Source organism: Rhizobium bangladeshense (genome assembly GCF_017357245.1).
Classification (GTDB): Bacteria; Pseudomonadota; Alphaproteobacteria; order Rhizobiales; family Rhizobiaceae; genus Rhizobium; species Rhizobium bangladeshense.
In genome coordinates, this window is sequence record NZ_CP071613.1 from 615,434 (window position 1) to 630,478 (window position 15,045).

At 61.9% G+C, this 15,045-nt stretch carries 13 protein-coding genes and 2 pseudogenes; 9 read left to right on the forward strand and 6 right to left on the reverse strand.

Going from position 1 to position 15,045, the window contains the following annotated elements; translation table 11 throughout:
- Positions 1–3: 3 nt before the first annotated feature.
- From J2J98_RS23790 to J2J98_RS23810, 5 genes and pseudogenes are all read right to left on the reverse strand, one after another.
- The gene (locus J2J98_RS23790; RefSeq protein WP_207603330.1) at positions 4–1,590 is read right to left on the reverse strand and encodes an ABC transporter substrate-binding protein; all 1,587 of its coding nucleotides are present in this window, start codon (positions 1,588–1,590) and stop codon (positions 4–6) included.
- A gap of 46 nt (positions 1,591–1,636) precedes the next feature.
- Positions 1,637–2,581, reverse strand: a complete 945-nt coding sequence (locus J2J98_RS23795) for a dihydrodipicolinate synthase family protein (RefSeq protein WP_207603331.1) — start codon at positions 2,579–2,581, stop codon at positions 1,637–1,639.
- A gap of 35 nt (positions 2,582–2,616) precedes the next feature.
- On the reverse strand, positions 2,617–3,492 hold the full coding sequence (locus J2J98_RS23800; RefSeq protein ID WP_207603332.1) for an SMP-30/gluconolactonase/LRE family protein: 876 nt from the start codon (positions 3,490–3,492) through the stop codon (positions 2,617–2,619).
- 8 nt (positions 3,493–3,500) lie between these two features.
- Positions 3,501–3,665 (reverse strand): annotated as a pseudogene (locus J2J98_RS23805) (NAD-dependent epimerase/dehydratase family protein); the annotation flags it as partial.
- A 21-nt stretch (positions 3,666–3,686) separates the two neighbouring features.
- Positions 3,687–4,400 (reverse strand): FadR/GntR family transcriptional regulator, encoded by a 714-nt coding sequence (locus J2J98_RS23810; protein ID WP_138396622.1) that lies wholly within the window; start codon positions 4,398–4,400, stop codon positions 3,687–3,689.
- Between the two features lie 354 nt (positions 4,401–4,754).
- Between J2J98_RS23810 and J2J98_RS23815 the strand changes: the two genes are divergently transcribed.
- Positions 4,755–5,942, forward strand: a complete 1,188-nt coding sequence (locus tag J2J98_RS23815) for a mandelate racemase/muconate lactonizing enzyme family protein (protein WP_207603333.1) — start codon at positions 4,755–4,757, stop codon at positions 5,940–5,942.
- Between the two features lie 195 nt (positions 5,943–6,137).
- A pseudogene (locus J2J98_RS30885) lies at positions 6,138–6,209 on the forward strand (choline dehydrogenase); the annotation flags it as partial.
- A gap of 108 nt (positions 6,210–6,317) precedes the next feature.
- On the opposite strand, the gene J2J98_RS23825 reads toward J2J98_RS30885, so the two are convergent.
- Positions 6,318–7,241, reverse strand: a complete 924-nt coding sequence (locus J2J98_RS23825) for a LysR family transcriptional regulator (protein ID WP_207603335.1) — start codon at positions 7,239–7,241, stop codon at positions 6,318–6,320.
- 99 nt (positions 7,242–7,340) lie between these two features.
- Between J2J98_RS23825 and J2J98_RS23830 the strand changes: the two genes are divergently transcribed.
- From J2J98_RS23830 to J2J98_RS23860, 7 genes are all read left to right on the forward strand, one after another.
- On the forward strand, positions 7,341–8,366 hold the full coding sequence (locus tag J2J98_RS23830) for a YeiH family protein (protein ID WP_207603336.1): 1,026 nt from the start codon (positions 7,341–7,343) through the stop codon (positions 8,364–8,366).
- A 99-nt stretch (positions 8,367–8,465) separates the two neighbouring features.
- Positions 8,466–10,016 carry an acyl CoA:acetate/3-ketoacid CoA transferase gene (locus J2J98_RS23835; protein ID WP_207603337.1) on the forward strand — a complete coding sequence of 517 codons (1,551 nt, stop codon included), beginning with the start codon at positions 8,466–8,468 and terminating at the stop codon, positions 10,014–10,016.
- Entirely contained in the window at positions 10,013–10,819 is an 807-nt protein-coding gene (locus J2J98_RS23840) for an SDR family NAD(P)-dependent oxidoreductase (protein ID WP_064713180.1), read from the forward strand. Before J2J98_RS23835 ends, J2J98_RS23840 begins: the two co-directional genes overlap by 4 nt.
- Positions 10,816–11,667 (forward strand): MaoC family dehydratase, encoded by an 852-nt coding sequence (locus tag J2J98_RS23845; RefSeq protein ID WP_207603338.1) that lies wholly within the window; start codon positions 10,816–10,818, stop codon positions 11,665–11,667. The genes J2J98_RS23840 and J2J98_RS23845 overlap by 4 nt, the downstream gene beginning before the upstream one ends.
- Positions 11,664–12,431, forward strand: a complete 768-nt coding sequence (hutC, locus tag J2J98_RS23850; RefSeq protein WP_064709555.1) for a histidine utilization transcriptional repressor HutC — start codon at positions 11,664–11,666, stop codon at positions 12,429–12,431. Before J2J98_RS23845 ends, hutC begins: the two co-directional genes overlap by 4 nt.
- Positions 12,428–13,933, forward strand: coding sequence for an HAL/PAL/TAL family ammonia-lyase (locus J2J98_RS23855; protein ID WP_138396614.1), 1,506 nt, complete (start codon positions 12,428–12,430; stop codon positions 13,931–13,933). Before hutC ends, J2J98_RS23855 begins: the two co-directional genes overlap by 4 nt.
- A 70-nt stretch (positions 13,934–14,003) precedes the next feature.
- Positions 14,004–14,936: a glycine betaine ABC transporter substrate-binding protein gene (locus J2J98_RS23860; RefSeq protein WP_207603339.1), complete on the forward strand. Its 933-nt coding sequence runs from the start codon at positions 14,004–14,006 to the stop codon at positions 14,934–14,936.
- The last annotated feature ends 109 nt before the right edge of the window (positions 14,937–15,045 follow it).

A 15,045-nucleotide genomic window follows, 5' to 3' on the forward strand; every position in this document is an offset into this window, starting at 1 on the left:
GCTCTACTCCTTGGTCACATCATGCCAGCGCGTCGACCATGTCGTGTGCCCGTGATAGCCCTTCACGTTGGCGCGCATGACATAGGGGTCGGTTCGCTGGAAGAAGATGACGAGCGGGGAGGCCATGCCGGCATAGATGCCGTCCATCTTCTTGAAGATGTCGGTGCGCTTTTCCGTGTCGCGCTCCTTCATCGATTGGTCGATCAGCGTGTTGAGCTCATCAACCTTCATGCCGGTCCGCCAGAGATAATAGCTGCCGAGGCGCGCCTCGTCGCTATTGTCGGGGTTGAAGGCATATTGCGTGGCGACGGCGAAGGGATCGGGCAGGCGGGCGCCGGAATTGCCGAGCAGCACTTCGAATTTGCGCTCGCGGAAGGCGGGCGTGAACTCGCCGGGCACGAGATCAAGATCGATGCCGGCGGCGCGCGCACTCGCCTGCAGCGCCTCGGCGAAGGGCAGGGTTGGCGCCCCCGAGGGATTGAGGACTTTCTTCAGGCCGTTGGGGTATCCGGCCTCGGCCAGCAGCTGCTTGGCCTTGGCGGGATCGTAATCATAGCGGACGGCGGCCTCTTCGGGAGCGCCGATCATGCCGCGCGGGATCATCGACTGCCAGGGGAAGCCGGTATGGCGCATGATGTTGCCGGAGATCGCCTTCCAGTCGAAGGCGTACTGAAAGGCTTCGCGGACCTTCGGCTTCTGCAGGTCCGGGTCTTTCTGGTTGAGGGCGATATAGTAGAAGCCGAGGCCCGGCACGTTCTCGATGACCATATCCTTATTGGTGGAGAGCGCATCGAGATCGCCGCTTGCCACATATTGGCCGACATCGACGTCGCCGGCTTCGAGCTGAAGCCGGAGATTGCCGGATTCCGGGATATGGCGGGCAACGACGCGGGCCATGGCCGGCTTGCCGCCCCAATATTTCGGCTGCGCATTGAAGATCGCCACATCGTTCGGCCGCCATTGCGCCAGACTGAACGGGCCGCTGCCGGCGGAATAGGCCGAGAGCCAGGCGCCGCCGAAATCGCCGTTCGCCTCGTGCGACAGCACCGTCTTCTTGTCGACGATGCCGATCGAGGAACCGGCCAGCGAATAGAGCACCAGGTCGGTATTGACCGTTTGCGGCAGCTCGATCTCCAGCGTGTGTTCGTCCTTGGCGCGGACGAGCTTTTCGACGTTATCTGATGTGAAACCCCAGAGTGCGACGTCGGTGGAGCCGACCTGGCCCATCTTGATGACGCGCTGGATCGACCAGGCCGCATCCTCCGCGGTGACCTTGTTGCCGCTCTGGAAGACTGCGTCGTCGCGCAGGGTCAGCGTGATGACCTTACCATCAGGCGAGACCTCCCATTTCGTCGCAAGCATCGGCTTCAGCGTCTTGAGGTCATCAGGCGACAGTTGCACGAGGTTGTCGTAGAGGTTGGAGATCAGCTCGGAAACCGTCCGGGCGTTGTTCTGGGCCGGATCCAGCGTGCGGATGCCGGTCAGGTTCGTCCCGATCACCAGCATGTTGGGCGGCGATGCCGCCAGGCACGGCTGCGCCGCCATCAGCGCGCCTGTCATTGCGATTGTCGTCAGTAGCTGTTTCAGCATCTCAAGACCTCCCAATCCTGTTGTTTGCGGAATGAATGTTTCGAACTTAGCCGGCTGCCTTGATGTCCTGCCGGTCCGTTTGAATGTCGCCCGCGGCCTCCCAGCCTCGAAGCAACCGATGCAGTTCGTCGCGGTCATGCGCATCGAGCTGCGGCAATCCCGGCACGCGTACCGGGCCGACGTCGAGGCCGGAAAAGGTGACCGCCTCTTTCACGACGGTCACGTTCGCGCCGTTGCGGAATTTGGTGCGCATCCGCTCGAAGGGTTCGAGCTTGTTGACGATGGCTCTCGCCGCGGCGAAATCGCCCTTGTCAAGCGCTTCATGGACGGCGAGCGACAGCCTCGGGGCGACGTTGACGAGGCCCGAGGTGAAGCCGCGTGCGCCGGCTGCGGTGAACGTCGGCGCCCAGCTCTCCGCCAGGCCGCAGACGAAGAGCGCGCCATTGGGATCGGCGGCGGGGATCGCCCGCGACAGCAGCATCAGATCGGTCGTGGCGAACTTGATGCCGGCAATATTATCGTGGTTGGCGAGGCGGACGATCTCCGCAACGGTGAAACCCTCGGCCCTGACATAGGCGACGAGGGGCAGGGGCGAAGCGTCGGCGAGATCGCAGAAATAATCGATTTGGGCAGATGGTGCTGCGAAGGGATCGACGGGCTGATGCGACATGACGGCGGAGGCGCCAATCGCGGCCGCATTCCTGGCCATTTCGATCGCCTCGCGCAGCGACCGGCCGATCGCCGCCGTTACCGGCGCGCGGCCGTCGACGCCTGAAACCGCCGCCTCGTGGACGATCCGGATCTCCTGCGGCGTCAGCGCATAAAATTCGCCGGTATTTCCGGCTGCGACGATGTTGTGAATGCCGGCCACGGCCACCCGCTCGTAGACCTTCGCGGTAATCCGGGGCTCGACTTCGCCCCGAGCGTCATAGGCCGTGACGGGAACGCCCGACACGCCCTTAAGCGCCTTGCGCATGATCGCGATGCTCATTTTTCTCCCCCGTTCGCTTTTCTTCCAGTTGATCGTCAGCCGAAACGGAAGGGCGGCAGCCCCTCCGCATCGACATCGAAGGCGATGACCGTGCCTGCCTCGAAACGTCCGGTGCGGTCGGTTGACAGGCTCGTGACGTAAAGGGTGCTGAATTCAGGCCCTCCGAAACACGGCATGGTCGGTGCTGCGACCGGCAGAATGTAGATTTCGACGATTTCGCCGTCGGGCGATATTCTATTGAGGCGGCCTGCGGAGACGCCGGCGCTCCAGTAGAATCCGTCGCGATCGGTCGTCGCTCCGTCCGGCCGCCCTTGTTCCTCGGTGAAGCCGCGAAGTCGACGTCCCTTGCCGATCTCGCCTGTCTTCGGATCGAAATCGAAGGCTCGCAGAAAGCACTGCCGGCTGTCTGAGTGATACATCCGCCGGCCGTCCGGCGACCAGGCAAGGCCGTTGGAACTCGTCAGTCCCGTTGCAACGGTCCGCGTGCTGCCATCGGCGCCGACACGATAGAGCGCCGCGTCGTTCACCTGCGGCTTGGCCTCGCTGATCGAGCCGACCCAGAAATGCCCGTCCGGGCCCACCTTGCCGTCGTTGAGCCGGCCATTGATGTCGCGCCCGACAGGATCGCAGAGAAATTCGAGATCACCGGAAACGGGATCGAAGAGATGGACGCCGGTCTGGAGGCCTACGACGATCCTGCCGTCGCGGCAAAGCCCGAGGCAGCCGACCGCCGCCGGCATGGCGAAGCGGTCGATCTTGCCTCCTGCCGAGATCCGGACGATCGCCGGCGCCAGTATGTCGACGTGCCACAGAGCACCGGTCTGCTCGTCCCACACAGGCGATTCGCCGACCGTCAGCGGTTGCTGCAGCACCGAGCGGACCTTCGGTTCAAGGATGCGGGGCGCCGTCACGAAACGATCTCCGGTTTTTTGACGAGCCCTTCGCCAACGAAGCTTTCATTCTCGGCCAGATCCGCAGGCTCATGAATATCGATCAGACGGAGATGCTCGATATGCTGGCGAAAGAACGGGCGCAGCAGCGTCCCGACGCGTCCGGCAGCACCCATCACAGCAACCTGTCTCATCGTGCTTCCTCCCGCCATCGCTCAGACGCCTTGGAACATCCGGGCGCGCGCATTCAGTATGTGTCTCTTCATCGCATCGTGGGCTTCGGTTTCCCGCCGCGCGAAGATGGCCTCCACGATCACCGCATGTTCATCCTGGACGCTGCGAATCTGCTCCGGCGTGCGCTTCAGGCTGAGGCTTCGCGTCACCGAATGGCCGATGGCAAAATGCGGCCGGAACCATTCGCGCACGGTGATATGGAACTGGTTGCCGGTCGCCATCGCGATCGCATCATGCAAGGCCTGGTCTTCCTCGGCGCCGAGCTCCCCGTTCTTCAGACATTGCTCAATCGCAAGCAGCGCTGCCGTGATCCGCTCCTTGTCGGACGGCTGCCAGTTCCGTGCGGCCAGTTCCGCAGCCTCGGCCTCCAGCCCGGCACGGAATTCGAAAAAACGCTGGACGTCGGCGAGCGAGCCGACCGGAACCATTTTCAGCATCGACGAATCCGGCCGCTGCCGGACATAGGAGCCCGATCCCTTGCGCGATACGATCAGGCCATCGGTTCTGAGCCGCTCCAGGGCCTCGCGCACCACGGGTCTGGAGGCGCCGAAGTCGGTGGCGAGCTTCGTCTCCGATGGCAGCCGTTCGTTCACCGGAAATTTGCCGTCCGCTATCATCGCTACGATCTTCTCGTAGATGATGTCGCTGAAGCGAGTTGCGCCTCTGTTGGAAACGGCATCTGCTGCGAATGTCATTATCGTCCTTTTCTCTCCCGCCACGCGGCAATTCAGGCGCCGCGCTGTCACGCGGCCAGGATGTGGCGCATGGACAACATCTGACAGATAAGCTGTCTTTCTTGCCTCAGCTCCGTTTCCCGCGGGGCCGCGACGGCTCGTTTGATGCTCCATTGCTAGATAATCTGTAATGATCTGTCAACTCTTGTAATTATTTGAGAGCGTGTTTAGGCTCAGTTTTAACGCGGAGGGGCGAAACGGCAGGTCGGGAGTTCACCGGTACCACCCGGAAAGGCTGTGCCGGCATGAATGCACCTCTCCGTGTAGACGCGCGTGGCGCGCCGCAGCTATTTCAATCGCTAGAAGGATAGAAAGATGAAGATCGACCGCATGCGGGTGTTCATGACCCGCGACAAGGACCGCCCCCGCGTAATCGTCGCGCTCGACACCGATGACGGGCTGACGGGTTGGGGCGAATGCTACAATCACGGCCCCGACAAGGCGTTGCCGCCGCTGCTCGATTATCTCTACGGCTTTCTCTCCGGCCAGGACCCGACACGGGTCGATTATCTCGTCAACCTGCTGATCCAGCAGAGCCGGTTTCCGCCGGGCGCGCTCGGTCTTGCCGCCATTTCAGCGGTGGACCACTGCCTGTGGGATTTGGCGGCCAAGGCCGCGAATGTCCCGGTCTACAAATTGCTGGGTGGCGAGGTGCGCGACCGCATCAAGGTCTACGCCGGGGTCTATACCGCGCCCGACGCGCCGGCCGCCCGCGAGGAGTTCGACCGCCTGAACGAGGAATGGGGTTTCACCGCCTTCAAGCTAAGCCCCTGGCGCATCGACATGCACGCCCATCGCTGGGGGAATGTTGTGAAAGCCTCAGCGGACTATTTCCGCTCGCTTCGCGAGACGGTCAATGACGAATACGAGATCGCCCTCGACGCTCATGCCAAGATCTTCGAACCAATCGCCGCAAGACAGCTCGGCAATGCCCTGGCGCCCTATGATCCGCTGTTCTTCGAAGAGCCGTTGCGTCCGGAGAATATCGAGGCCTGGGGCGATCTGAAACAGGGGCTCAACTGTGTGCTGGCCACCGGCGAGTCGCTTTATAACAGGAACGAATTCCTGCGGCTGTTGCAGGTCAAGGGCGCCGACCTGATCCAGCCCGATATCTGCGTCGTCGGCGGCATCAGCGAAATGCGCCGCATCGCCACGCTTGCCGAAGCCTATTTCGTCGGCGTCGCTCCGCACAACCCGATGGGGCCGCTGGCAACGGCGGTCAATGTGCATTTTTCGGCCGCGGCTCAGAATTTCCGCATCCTCGAATACCGGCTGCCAAAGGGCCGGGCCTATGTTTACGGCGGCCTCGATATTGAAAAGCGGCAGGGGGAAACGCGCTACGTCGTCGATCCCTATCTGCCGAAGAACGGCTATCTCGAGCTGCGCCCTGATCGGCCCGGCTGGGGCGTCGAAATGGACGAGAAGGCAATGGAGGAGGAAGGGTATATCCACTGGCAGCGGCGTGTGCCGAAGCGGCCGGATGGTTCTTACGCCTTCGCTTAGAGACGCCGCTCAAAAAAATCGGGACTGGCTGCTGCCGCATGGTGGCAGCCATTTCCTGGTTGTCAGGCGACACCGACGTTATGCGTGGTCATGGCATTCTCCAACATCTCGCACGTTCGAAGGGCCTGCCCTCTGAGCGCAGACGACTGATCGCCGACGAAAGCGTTGGCGGCCATGAACCTTCCCCTGGCAATAATCCGCCCGAATTATCTTTCGACCGTCGGCGATCGGATGGTCGCGGCGAAACCGGTCAGGCATGGCCGCCGCTGATGGAGGCCGTCCGCCATTCGCAAATACCGGCCGCAGGAGATGCAAAAACAAAGGGATGGTGCGGTTCTGCGCTTCCGCTGAAATCTGAACTGCGCTCGATCTAGTCTAAAGCGTCCAGTCATCCCGGTATTGGACTTCGGCAGCTTTGTCCTCGCGGCAAATCGTTTCCAGCGCCAACGAGGCACGGCTGGAGTGTCTTTGCTTGTGCCGCAGGATTGCAAACTGGCGGGACGGCAAAGGAAAGCGCGCCTTTACCAACAGCCCCTGCATCAAGAGCGGCGCGGCCACGGCGCCGGAAACGACCGTTGCGCAGAGGCCTTCTCTTGCAGCCGATATGACGGCTTCGTTCGATGGCAGCTCGAGTGCGACAGTCAGATCTCCGGGGCCGATGCCGAGATTGGAAATCGCCGCCTCGAAAGCCGACCGGGTTCCGGACCCTTTTTCCCGCATAACCCATTTCGTGCCCGAAGCCAGCTCCGCCGGGGCGATCGGTTTGCCACGCGCCCAGGGGTGGCGCGGACCGACGACGACAAGGAGTTCGTCCTCGGCAAGCGGCTGAACATTCAGCGCCGGCTCATCAACGCTGCCTTCGACGAATCCGACTTCCGCCAATCCTTCGAGAACCGCTTTTGCCGCCGTGGTCGTATTGCCGATCATCAGCTTCAGGTCGATGCCCGGATAGCGGTTCTTGAAACGCATCAGCATTGATGGCAGCCAATAGCTTGCGATCGTCTGACTGGCAAAAACAACGAGCTCACCCTTTTGCAGGCCGCCGAGATCGGACAAGACGAGCGCTGCGGCTTTTGCGCGCGCGAGTGTGGCTCTTGCCTCCCCCAGAAACACCCGCCCTTCATATGTCAGCTCTATGCGGCGTCCGACACGGTGAAAAAGCTCGACGCCATAGGAGGCCTCGAGATTGCGGATGGCGGAACTGACGGCTGATGGCGTGAGGCCGATCGCTGAGGCGGCGTTGGTCAGGTGCTCGCGTTCGGCGACCGCGACGAAAATGGAGAGCTGTTCGAAGGTCATAAGCAATCGTTCGATTTTGTCGAATGAACTATATTAATCTATTCAATAGAAGTCGACAATTGGGTGTGGGACAGTAGAGCATTCCACAAGGTGTTGCGAATGTTCGTTTCCGTCTCACGTTCCCCGTCGCTTCCTGCTGTCCTACCGGGACTTTTCCTTTGCGCGGCAGTCACGTTCATTGCGCGGTTGGTCGAGCAGTTGCAACTGGTGATTTTCGGCGCGCACTGGATCGAGAGCCTCGTGCTGGCCATTCTGATCGGCATTGCCGTGCGCTCCTCGGTCCGTCTTCCGCAGAGTTTCACTCCAGGCATTCACTTCGCCGCCAAAACGCTGCTCGAGATTGCCGTCGTGTTGCTGGGCGCCTCGCTCAGTACGGCTGCCATCCGGCAGGCCGGGCTGCCGCTTGTCGGCGGAATTGCCGTCCTGGTTGCTCTGTCCCTGGCCGGCAGCTTTCTGCTCGGGCGTCTATTGGGGCTGTCGACCGGCCTAGCGACCTTGGTTGCGTGCGGCAACTCAATCTGCGGCAATTCTGCGATTGCCGCTGCAGCCCCAGTCATCGGCGCCAAACCCGACGATATCGCTGCCTCGATAGCCTTTACCGCGCTGCTCGGCGTTGGTGCGGTGCTGGCGCTGCCGCTTCTGCATCTGCTCCTGGGCCTCAGCACCGTACAATATGGCGTCTTCGCAGGGCTGACAGCCTATGCCGTGCCGCAGGTATTGGCAGCCACGGCCTCTGCCGGAGCCGTCAGCACCCAGGTAGGCACGCTCGTCAAGCTGATCCGCGTGATGATGCTCGGACCCGTCATTCTTGTGCTCGGCGCACTTCATGGCCGGCGTCCCGGTGGCTCCGCATTCAATCTCCGCCATGTTATGCCATGGTTCATCCTCGGTTTTGCAGCCATGGCGACGCTTCGCTCCTTTGACGCAATCCCGGCACCGCTGCTGACCGGGATGTCGGCTGTCTCCGCCGCTTTTACCGTCACCGCGATGGCCGCGTTAGGCCTCTCCGTCGATGTGAGATCCGTCGCCCATACCGGCGGCCGGGTCCTTGCAGCGGCGGCGCTGTCGCTGCTGGCTCTGGCGGCTCTTGGGCTTTGCTTGATGGCACTGCTTGACATCGGCTGATCGAGGCGATTTGCCCAAAATACCGGCAAAGATTCCGGTTGCCTTCGAAACGATCAGCGGGTAGCCTGTATATACAGGTCGGGTGGAAACAAGGTCGTCATGCGGGTCATCTCTTCACAGCAAGCTGCGGATCTCCTCGAAGACGGGATGACTGTCGCTGCTTCGGGATTTGGAGGATGCTGCCATCCCGAGGCCATCACGGCTGCGGTGGAGGAGCGTTTCATCGCCTCTGGAAAACCCCGCAATCTGACGCTCTTGTTTGCTGCCAGCACAGGCGATCGTCAGACGCGCGGCATGGGGCATTTTGGCTATGAAGGCCTCGTCGCCCGCGTGATCGCCGGGGGCTGGCGGGGAACGCCGCGCCTTGGCAGGCTGGCGATCGAGGAAAAGATCGAAGCGCATTGCTGGCCGCAAGGCGTCATCGCCCAGCTCTATCGTGCGATTGCCGCCGGTCAGCCTGGGGTGATCACCCATATCGGGCTCGGTTCTTTCATGGATCCGCTGCATGGCGGCGGCCGCATGAATGCGACGACGCCGCGCGCACTTGTCGAGCGTGTGTCTTTGCGCGGCAAGGAATGGCTGCTATATCCCTCGATTCCGCTCGACTGCGTGCTTTTGCGCGGTACGACGGCCGACGAAGACGGCAACATCACCCTCGAGGACGAAGCCTTTCCGCTCGACGTGCTTGCCATGGCCCAGGCAGGCCGAAATTCCGGCGGTATCGTCATCGTGCAGGTCAAGCGGGTTGCCGAGCGCGGCTCGCTGCCGCCGGGCGATGTTCGCATCCCCGCGGCGCTGGTCGACTATGTTGTCGTTTGCGAAAATCCGGCCCAGCACGGCGTCAGTTTCGCCGAGACGGACAATATCGCCTATACCGGGCGCGTCCGGATGGCCGTGAGCCGTCTGCAGCCGGCGCCGCTGTCGGCCGATAAGATTATTCAGCGCCGCGCCTTCCTGGAGCTGGCGCCGCTCCATCGCCCGACGATCAACCTCGGCATCGGCATTGCCGCCGGGATCGGCCGTATCGCCAGCGAAGAGGGATTTTGCGATTATACGGTGACGATCGAATCTGGCGTCATCGGCGGCGTGCCGGCCGAGGAGTTGTCCTTCGGCGCTGCCGTCAATCCGACCGCGATCATCCCACAGGCATCACAGTTCGACTTTTACGACGGCGGCGGCCTTGATATCGCCTTTCTCGGCATGGCCGAGGTGGATAGGTACGGTGCGATCAATGTCAGCCGCTTCAACAATTCCATAGTTGGGGTCGGTGGCTTCACCAATATCTCGCAGACGGCGGGGCGTGTTGTCTATCTCGGCGCATTTTCCGCCGGCGGCGCGGAAATTGCGGTTGCCGACGGCAGGCTCGACATCATCCGGGACGGCAGAGTTTGCAAGATCGTCGACCATGTCGACCAGATCAGTTCGAGCCCGGCCTTTGCCCCGGAAGGGCAGACACAGCTCGTCGTCACCGAGCGGGCGGTCTTTCAAGTGATCGACGGATGCCTGACGCTGACGGAGTTTGCCCCCGGCATCGATCTCGCCGCCCATGTTCTCGACCGCCTGCCGAAGGGCGTCGCTGTGTCGGGCCAACTGAAACAGATGGACGCGCGCCTGTTTTCCACCCACGCCATGAAGGACTTTGCCCCATGAAAATCGATGGAGCCGTCATCATCGTCACGGGCTCCGCAACAGGCGTCGGGGCTGCATGCGTGAAGCAGTTCGCCGAGGGCGGTGCCCGAGTGGTGGTCAACTATAGCCGCAGCAAGAAAGAGGCGGATGAGACCGGCGATATCTGCCGCAGCCTGGGCGCGGAGGTCGAGATCGTCCAGGCCGACGTTGCCGACGATGCTGCCTGCCGCCGGATGGTCGCGACGGCCGTTAATCGGTGGGGGCGGCTCGACGCCCTGGTGAACAATGCCGCAATGACGGTCAAATCGGATCCTTTCGATCTGGAGACATTGTCGGCAGAGGATTTTCAGAGTGTTTTCGGTGTCAATGTCATCGGCGCCTATCAGATGTGCCGGGCGGCGGTGCCTGCCATGCGTAACAGTGGGGGCGGCGCGATCGTCAATGTCTCATCCAACGTTGCCTTTACCGGCGGCGGCAGTTCGCTTGCCTACACGGCCTCCAAGGGCGCGCTCAATGCACTGACAATGGCGCTAGCGCGCACCTGCGGTCCCGATATCCGGGTGAACGCGGTTTGCCCCGGCATCATCGATACCCGCTGGATGCGCGACACGCTCGGGCCGGACGCCTATGGCGCTATTGCCAAGCGATTTTCGGAAACCGCGCCGCTCGGTCGGGTCGCGACACCGGAGGACGTTGCCGGCGCCATTGTCTGGCTTGTTCAGGGGGCAGACTTCGTCACTGGGGAATTGCTCTCCGTCGACGGCGGCATCCGGCTGTCCGGTGGCGTTCGCAAATCCGTGGCATCCGGCGGAGCCGCATCGTGACGCTGTCGGCCCAATCCATTCTCGATTTCCCGGTGCCACAAGCGACGCATGTGGTCACTGCAAGCGATGCCATCCTCTACGCCCTGTCGGTCGGCTATGGCACCAACCCGCTCGACGAAAACGCGTTAAACTACGTCTACGAACGCGATCTGGTCACTGCGCCGACGCTTGCCAATATCGTGGCACATCCGGGCCCGTGGATGCAGCAGACGGGTGTCGACTGGGCGCGTCTCGTGCATTCCGAACATCGCCTGATGATCCACCGGCCGGTCCCTCTCGATGTGCCGCTGATCTCCCGGTCGCGCGTCTTGTCGGTGGTCGATCGCGGCATTGAGAAAGGCATGTTCGTCAGCTTCGAGCGCCTTATCGCAACCGTGGACGGTGATGAGCCGATCGCGACGGTCGTCCAGACGAACGCCTGCCGCGGCGACGGTGGATGCGGTTCGGCGGGATTGGCGCCTGAACCTCTGTCCAAAGTCCCGGACAGAGGGCCTGACTTCGAATTCAACGTCGACATCCCCGGTAACGCCGCGCTGCTTTATCGCCTGAACGGCGATCTCAATCCGCTGCATGTCGACCCAAGGGCAGCGGGCAGCAGCGGCTTCGATCGGCCGATCCTGCATGGGCTGTGCAGCTTCGGCTATGCGGGCTACGCCATCGTCGCCGCCATCGATCCAGGCATGGCTACCGGTTTGAGCGCGATCGCGGCGCGGTTCAGCGCGCCGATCTTTCCCGGAGAAACGATCACCCTGCAGATGTGGCGCAACGACGCCGAAATTCGCTTCCGGGGGATCGTTGCTTCCCGGGGCGTGACCATCCTCGACAACGGCATAGCGAGGCTGTCATGACGAAAGCGGTCAAGACGGCCGCCGGCGAGGCGCGCCAATATATCAGGATCAAGGAGCAGATCCTGGCCGAGATTGCCGAGGGCAAGCTGCAGCCGGGAGACCGGGTATCCTCCGAAAGCGAGCTGGTGGCGGCATTCGGCGTCAGCCGCATGACGGCGAACCGGGCGCTGCGGGAGTTGATGTTCGAGGGTGTCCTCAAGCGATCCGCCGGCATCGGAACCTTCGTGTCGCCAAAACACCTCGATGTCGATCTGCTTCAAATCCGCAACATAGCCGACGAAATACTGGAGCGGGGTCACACGCATAAGGCTACGGTCGTCAAGGCCGGTTTGATGAAGGCGGATGCCAACGTTGCCGACGCGCTCGAACTGACCCTCGGCGCTAAGGTGATGCATTCGCTGATCGTGCACATGGAAAACGACCACCCCATTCAGGTCGAGGAGCGCTACGTCAATCCGCTGGTCGCGCCCGACTATCTGTCGACCGATTTCAGCAGCATGACGCCGAATGAATATCTGACGAAGGTGGCGCCGATAACGGCGTTCGAACATATCGTCCAGGCCGTCAAACCGGACACGACGATCCGCAAATATCTTGGCCTGAAGAATGATCACCCTTGCCTGCGCGTCTTTCGAAGGACCTGGTCGGGCGAGGCCGTCGTGACCTGTGCGCTGTTATACTATCCCGGCGCCCAGTATCGGCTGGAAGCTCGGTCCACCAAGGGTCCCTCGAAGCCCGTCGCCATTCTCGGAGAGAAACAGTGAGCGCCACCCATTCTCCGTCGATCACCTTCACCGCGTCGCCGCCGACGATCGAGGACATCGCAGCAATTGCCCGTCGTCACGCCAGGATCGAAATCTCCGACGAGGTCGAGGCCCGGATTACGGCGGCGCGCGCTGTCATCGATCGCTATACGGAAAAGGATCTGCCGGTTTATGGCCTGACGACGGGACTGGGAGCGGGGGTCGATACACGACTTGCGACGGAAGATCTGGTGGCGTTTCAGATGCGTGTGCCGCAAGCCCGCGCAGTCGGCGTCGGAAAGCCGCTTGCCCAGGAATCCGTGCGGGCGATGATGGCCGTCAGGGCTGCCGGGATGGCGGCGGGCGGTTCCGGCATTTCGCTGAACGTGTTCCGTGGTTTGATCGCCGCCATTAATGCAGGTGTCCATCCTGTCGTCCCGTCATTGGGCTCGATCGGCGCGGCGGATTTGGCTCCGCTTGCCCATATGAGCCGGGCGCTTCTCGGCTTCGGCGAGATCGAGCTTGGCGGCGAAGTGCTGCCGGCCGCCGTCGCCCTGGAGAGAGCCGGCCTGAAATCTCTCGAATTGGCGCCGAAGGACGGGCATGCGCTTGTCGTAGCCAACAGTCTCTCCATCGGCCTCGCCTGCCTGGCGCTTGAGGATATCGGGCGGCTCTTCGATTGGTCTCTAAAGGCGATTGCCGTCAATTTCGAAGCGTTCCGGGCCAATGTCAGCGTCTTCGACGACCGCGCTCTGGCTGCGAGACCGGCCTTCGGGCAGCGCCGCGTCGCCGCTCAGCTGATGGACTTGCTTTCGGGAAGCTCCTTGGTTGCGGCCGATGCCGCAAGACGTCTCCAGGATCCTTTGAGCTACCGCTGCACGCCGCAGGTCTGGGGCGCGATGAGGCATGCGATCGACGAGGCAAGGCAGGCGACGGAGATAGATCTCGTCAGCTCCAGCGACAATCCTGTCGTCATCGCCTCCGAAGGCGTCATTCTTGCGCACGGCAATTTCGACATGACCGCTTTTGTGCTCGCCTGGGAAAGGCTGGGGCAGGCGATGGCGCATTGTGCGGCAGGCACCGCCTATCGGATCATGAAGATCATGTCGCCTGGCATGTCCGACCTTCCACGCTTCCTGACCCCGATGGGCCAGAGCCGGACCGGTTTTGCCACCGTGCAAAAGACTGTCTCGGCCATGGAAGCCGAAATCCGCCATCTCGCCATGCCGGTTTCGCTCTCGCCCTTTCCGGTCGCCGATGGCGTCGAAGATCAAGCTTCGATGGCGCCGAGCGTTTTGGCAAAGACGCAAGCGATCGTCGAGCGCCTGCGTTATCTCGTTGCCATCGAACTGATTGCCTCGGCACAGGCCGTCGAGCTGCGCGGTGTCTCAGGCGAATTGGGCAAGGGATCGGCTGAGGCCTATGCATTCGTCCGCAGCCATGTCCCGGCACTTGAAGAGGATCGCGCGCAGGGGCCGGATTTTGCGACGATCGCCGCATTGATTGGGCTTGGCCCGCAATAAGCCCGGTTCGCAACTGCCCCACCAAGAAGGGCAGGGCGCCGACCGGTCATGCCGACGGTTATTCTGGGGAATGCCGCCGGTTCGTTCATTGAAAAGTCAACAAGAGGGAATGATCATGAAAAATTGGACAAAGGGCTTATTTGCAGCCGGTATCATGGCAGCCGCCATGTTCCAGTCTGCATCCGCAGAGACCATCAAGGTCGGCAGCAAGAATTTCACCGAGCAGTTCATTCTCGCTGAAATGTATTCAGCCGTTCTGGAAAATGCTGGCTTCACCGTCGAGCGCAAGATCAACCTCGGCGGCACGCTGATTGCGCACCAGGCATTGGTGGCCGGCGAGATCGATCTCTATCCGGAATATACCGGCACGGCGCTTGCGTCCGTCGTCAAGGGCGAGATGTCGACCGATGCCGACAAGGTCTACACCCAGGTCAAGGACTTCTACGCCAAGCAGTTCAACCTCACATGGCTGAAGCCGAGCGGCATCAACAACGGCTATGTCATCGTTGTCCGGCAGGAAACCGCGCAGGCCAACAATCTGAAGAGCCTGTCGGATCTCGCCAAGGTTTCCAAGACCCTGGTCTTCGGCGGCGGTGCCGAGTTTCCGGATCGCGCCGATGGCCTGCCCGGCCTGAAGCGCGTCTACGATGCCGAATTCAAGGAGTTCAAGCAGTTCGCGAAGCTTGGTCTTCGTTACGACGCGCTGGAACAAAAGGACATCGATGTTGCCAATGGTGCAGCGACCGATTGGCAGATCGGTTCGAAGAATCTCGTGCCGCTGGCAGACGACAAGGGTCTGTTTCCGCCCTACTACGTAGCCCCCGTTGTCCGCCAGGACGTGCTGAAGGCCAACCCGAAGGTTGCCGAACTGTTGGAAGCGGTCGGCTCCCATCTCGACAACGAAAAGATGCGGGTCCTCAATGCCAAGGTCGAGACCGATCACGAGGAAGCCAAGGACGTGGCGGTCGGTTTCCTCAAGGAAAACGGCCTCTTGCCGAAATAACCGTCATGCTTCCGCGGCCGGATATCAATCCGGCCGCCCTCTGGCGCGGCGATCCTTTTGAGGGTTCTGTTCGAAAATCCGTCCGGTCAGCAGGCGGGCAGGAATGTGG

Excerpts from the sequence above, each read along its gene's own strand:
- J2J98_RS23825 (WP_207603335.1), bottom strand. The coding sequence starts at position 7,241 with ATGACCTTCGAACAGCTCTCCATTTTCGTCGCGGTCGCCGAACGCGAG.
- J2J98_RS23790 (WP_207603330.1), bottom strand. The coding sequence starts at position 1,590 with ATGCTGAAACAGCTACTGACGACAATCGCAATGACAGGCGCGCTGATG.
- J2J98_RS23815 (WP_207603333.1), top strand. The coding sequence starts at position 4,755 with ATGAAGATCGACCGCATGCGGGTGTTCATGACCCGCGACAAGGACCGC.
- J2J98_RS23830 (WP_207603336.1), top strand. The coding sequence starts at position 7,341 with ATGTTCGTTTCCGTCTCACGTTCCCCGTCGCTTCCTGCTGTCCTACCG.
- J2J98_RS23810 (WP_138396622.1), bottom strand. The coding sequence starts at position 4,400 with ATGACATTCGCAGCAGATGCCGTTTCCAACAGAGGCGCAACTCGCTTC.
- J2J98_RS23835 (WP_207603337.1), top strand. The coding sequence starts at position 8,466 with ATGCGGGTCATCTCTTCACAGCAAGCTGCGGATCTCCTCGAAGACGGG.
- J2J98_RS23840 (WP_064713180.1), top strand. The coding sequence starts at position 10,013 with ATGAAAATCGATGGAGCCGTCATCATCGTCACGGGCTCCGCAACAGGC.
- hutC (WP_064709555.1), top strand. The coding sequence starts at position 11,664 with ATGACGAAAGCGGTCAAGACGGCCGCCGGCGAGGCGCGCCAATATATC.
- J2J98_RS23860 (WP_207603339.1), top strand. The coding sequence starts at position 14,004 with ATGCCGCCGGTTCGTTCATTGAAAAGTCAACAAGAGGGAATGATCATG.
- J2J98_RS23795 (WP_207603331.1), bottom strand. The coding sequence starts at position 2,581 with ATGAGCATCGCGATCATGCGCAAGGCGCTTAAGGGCGTGTCGGGCGTT.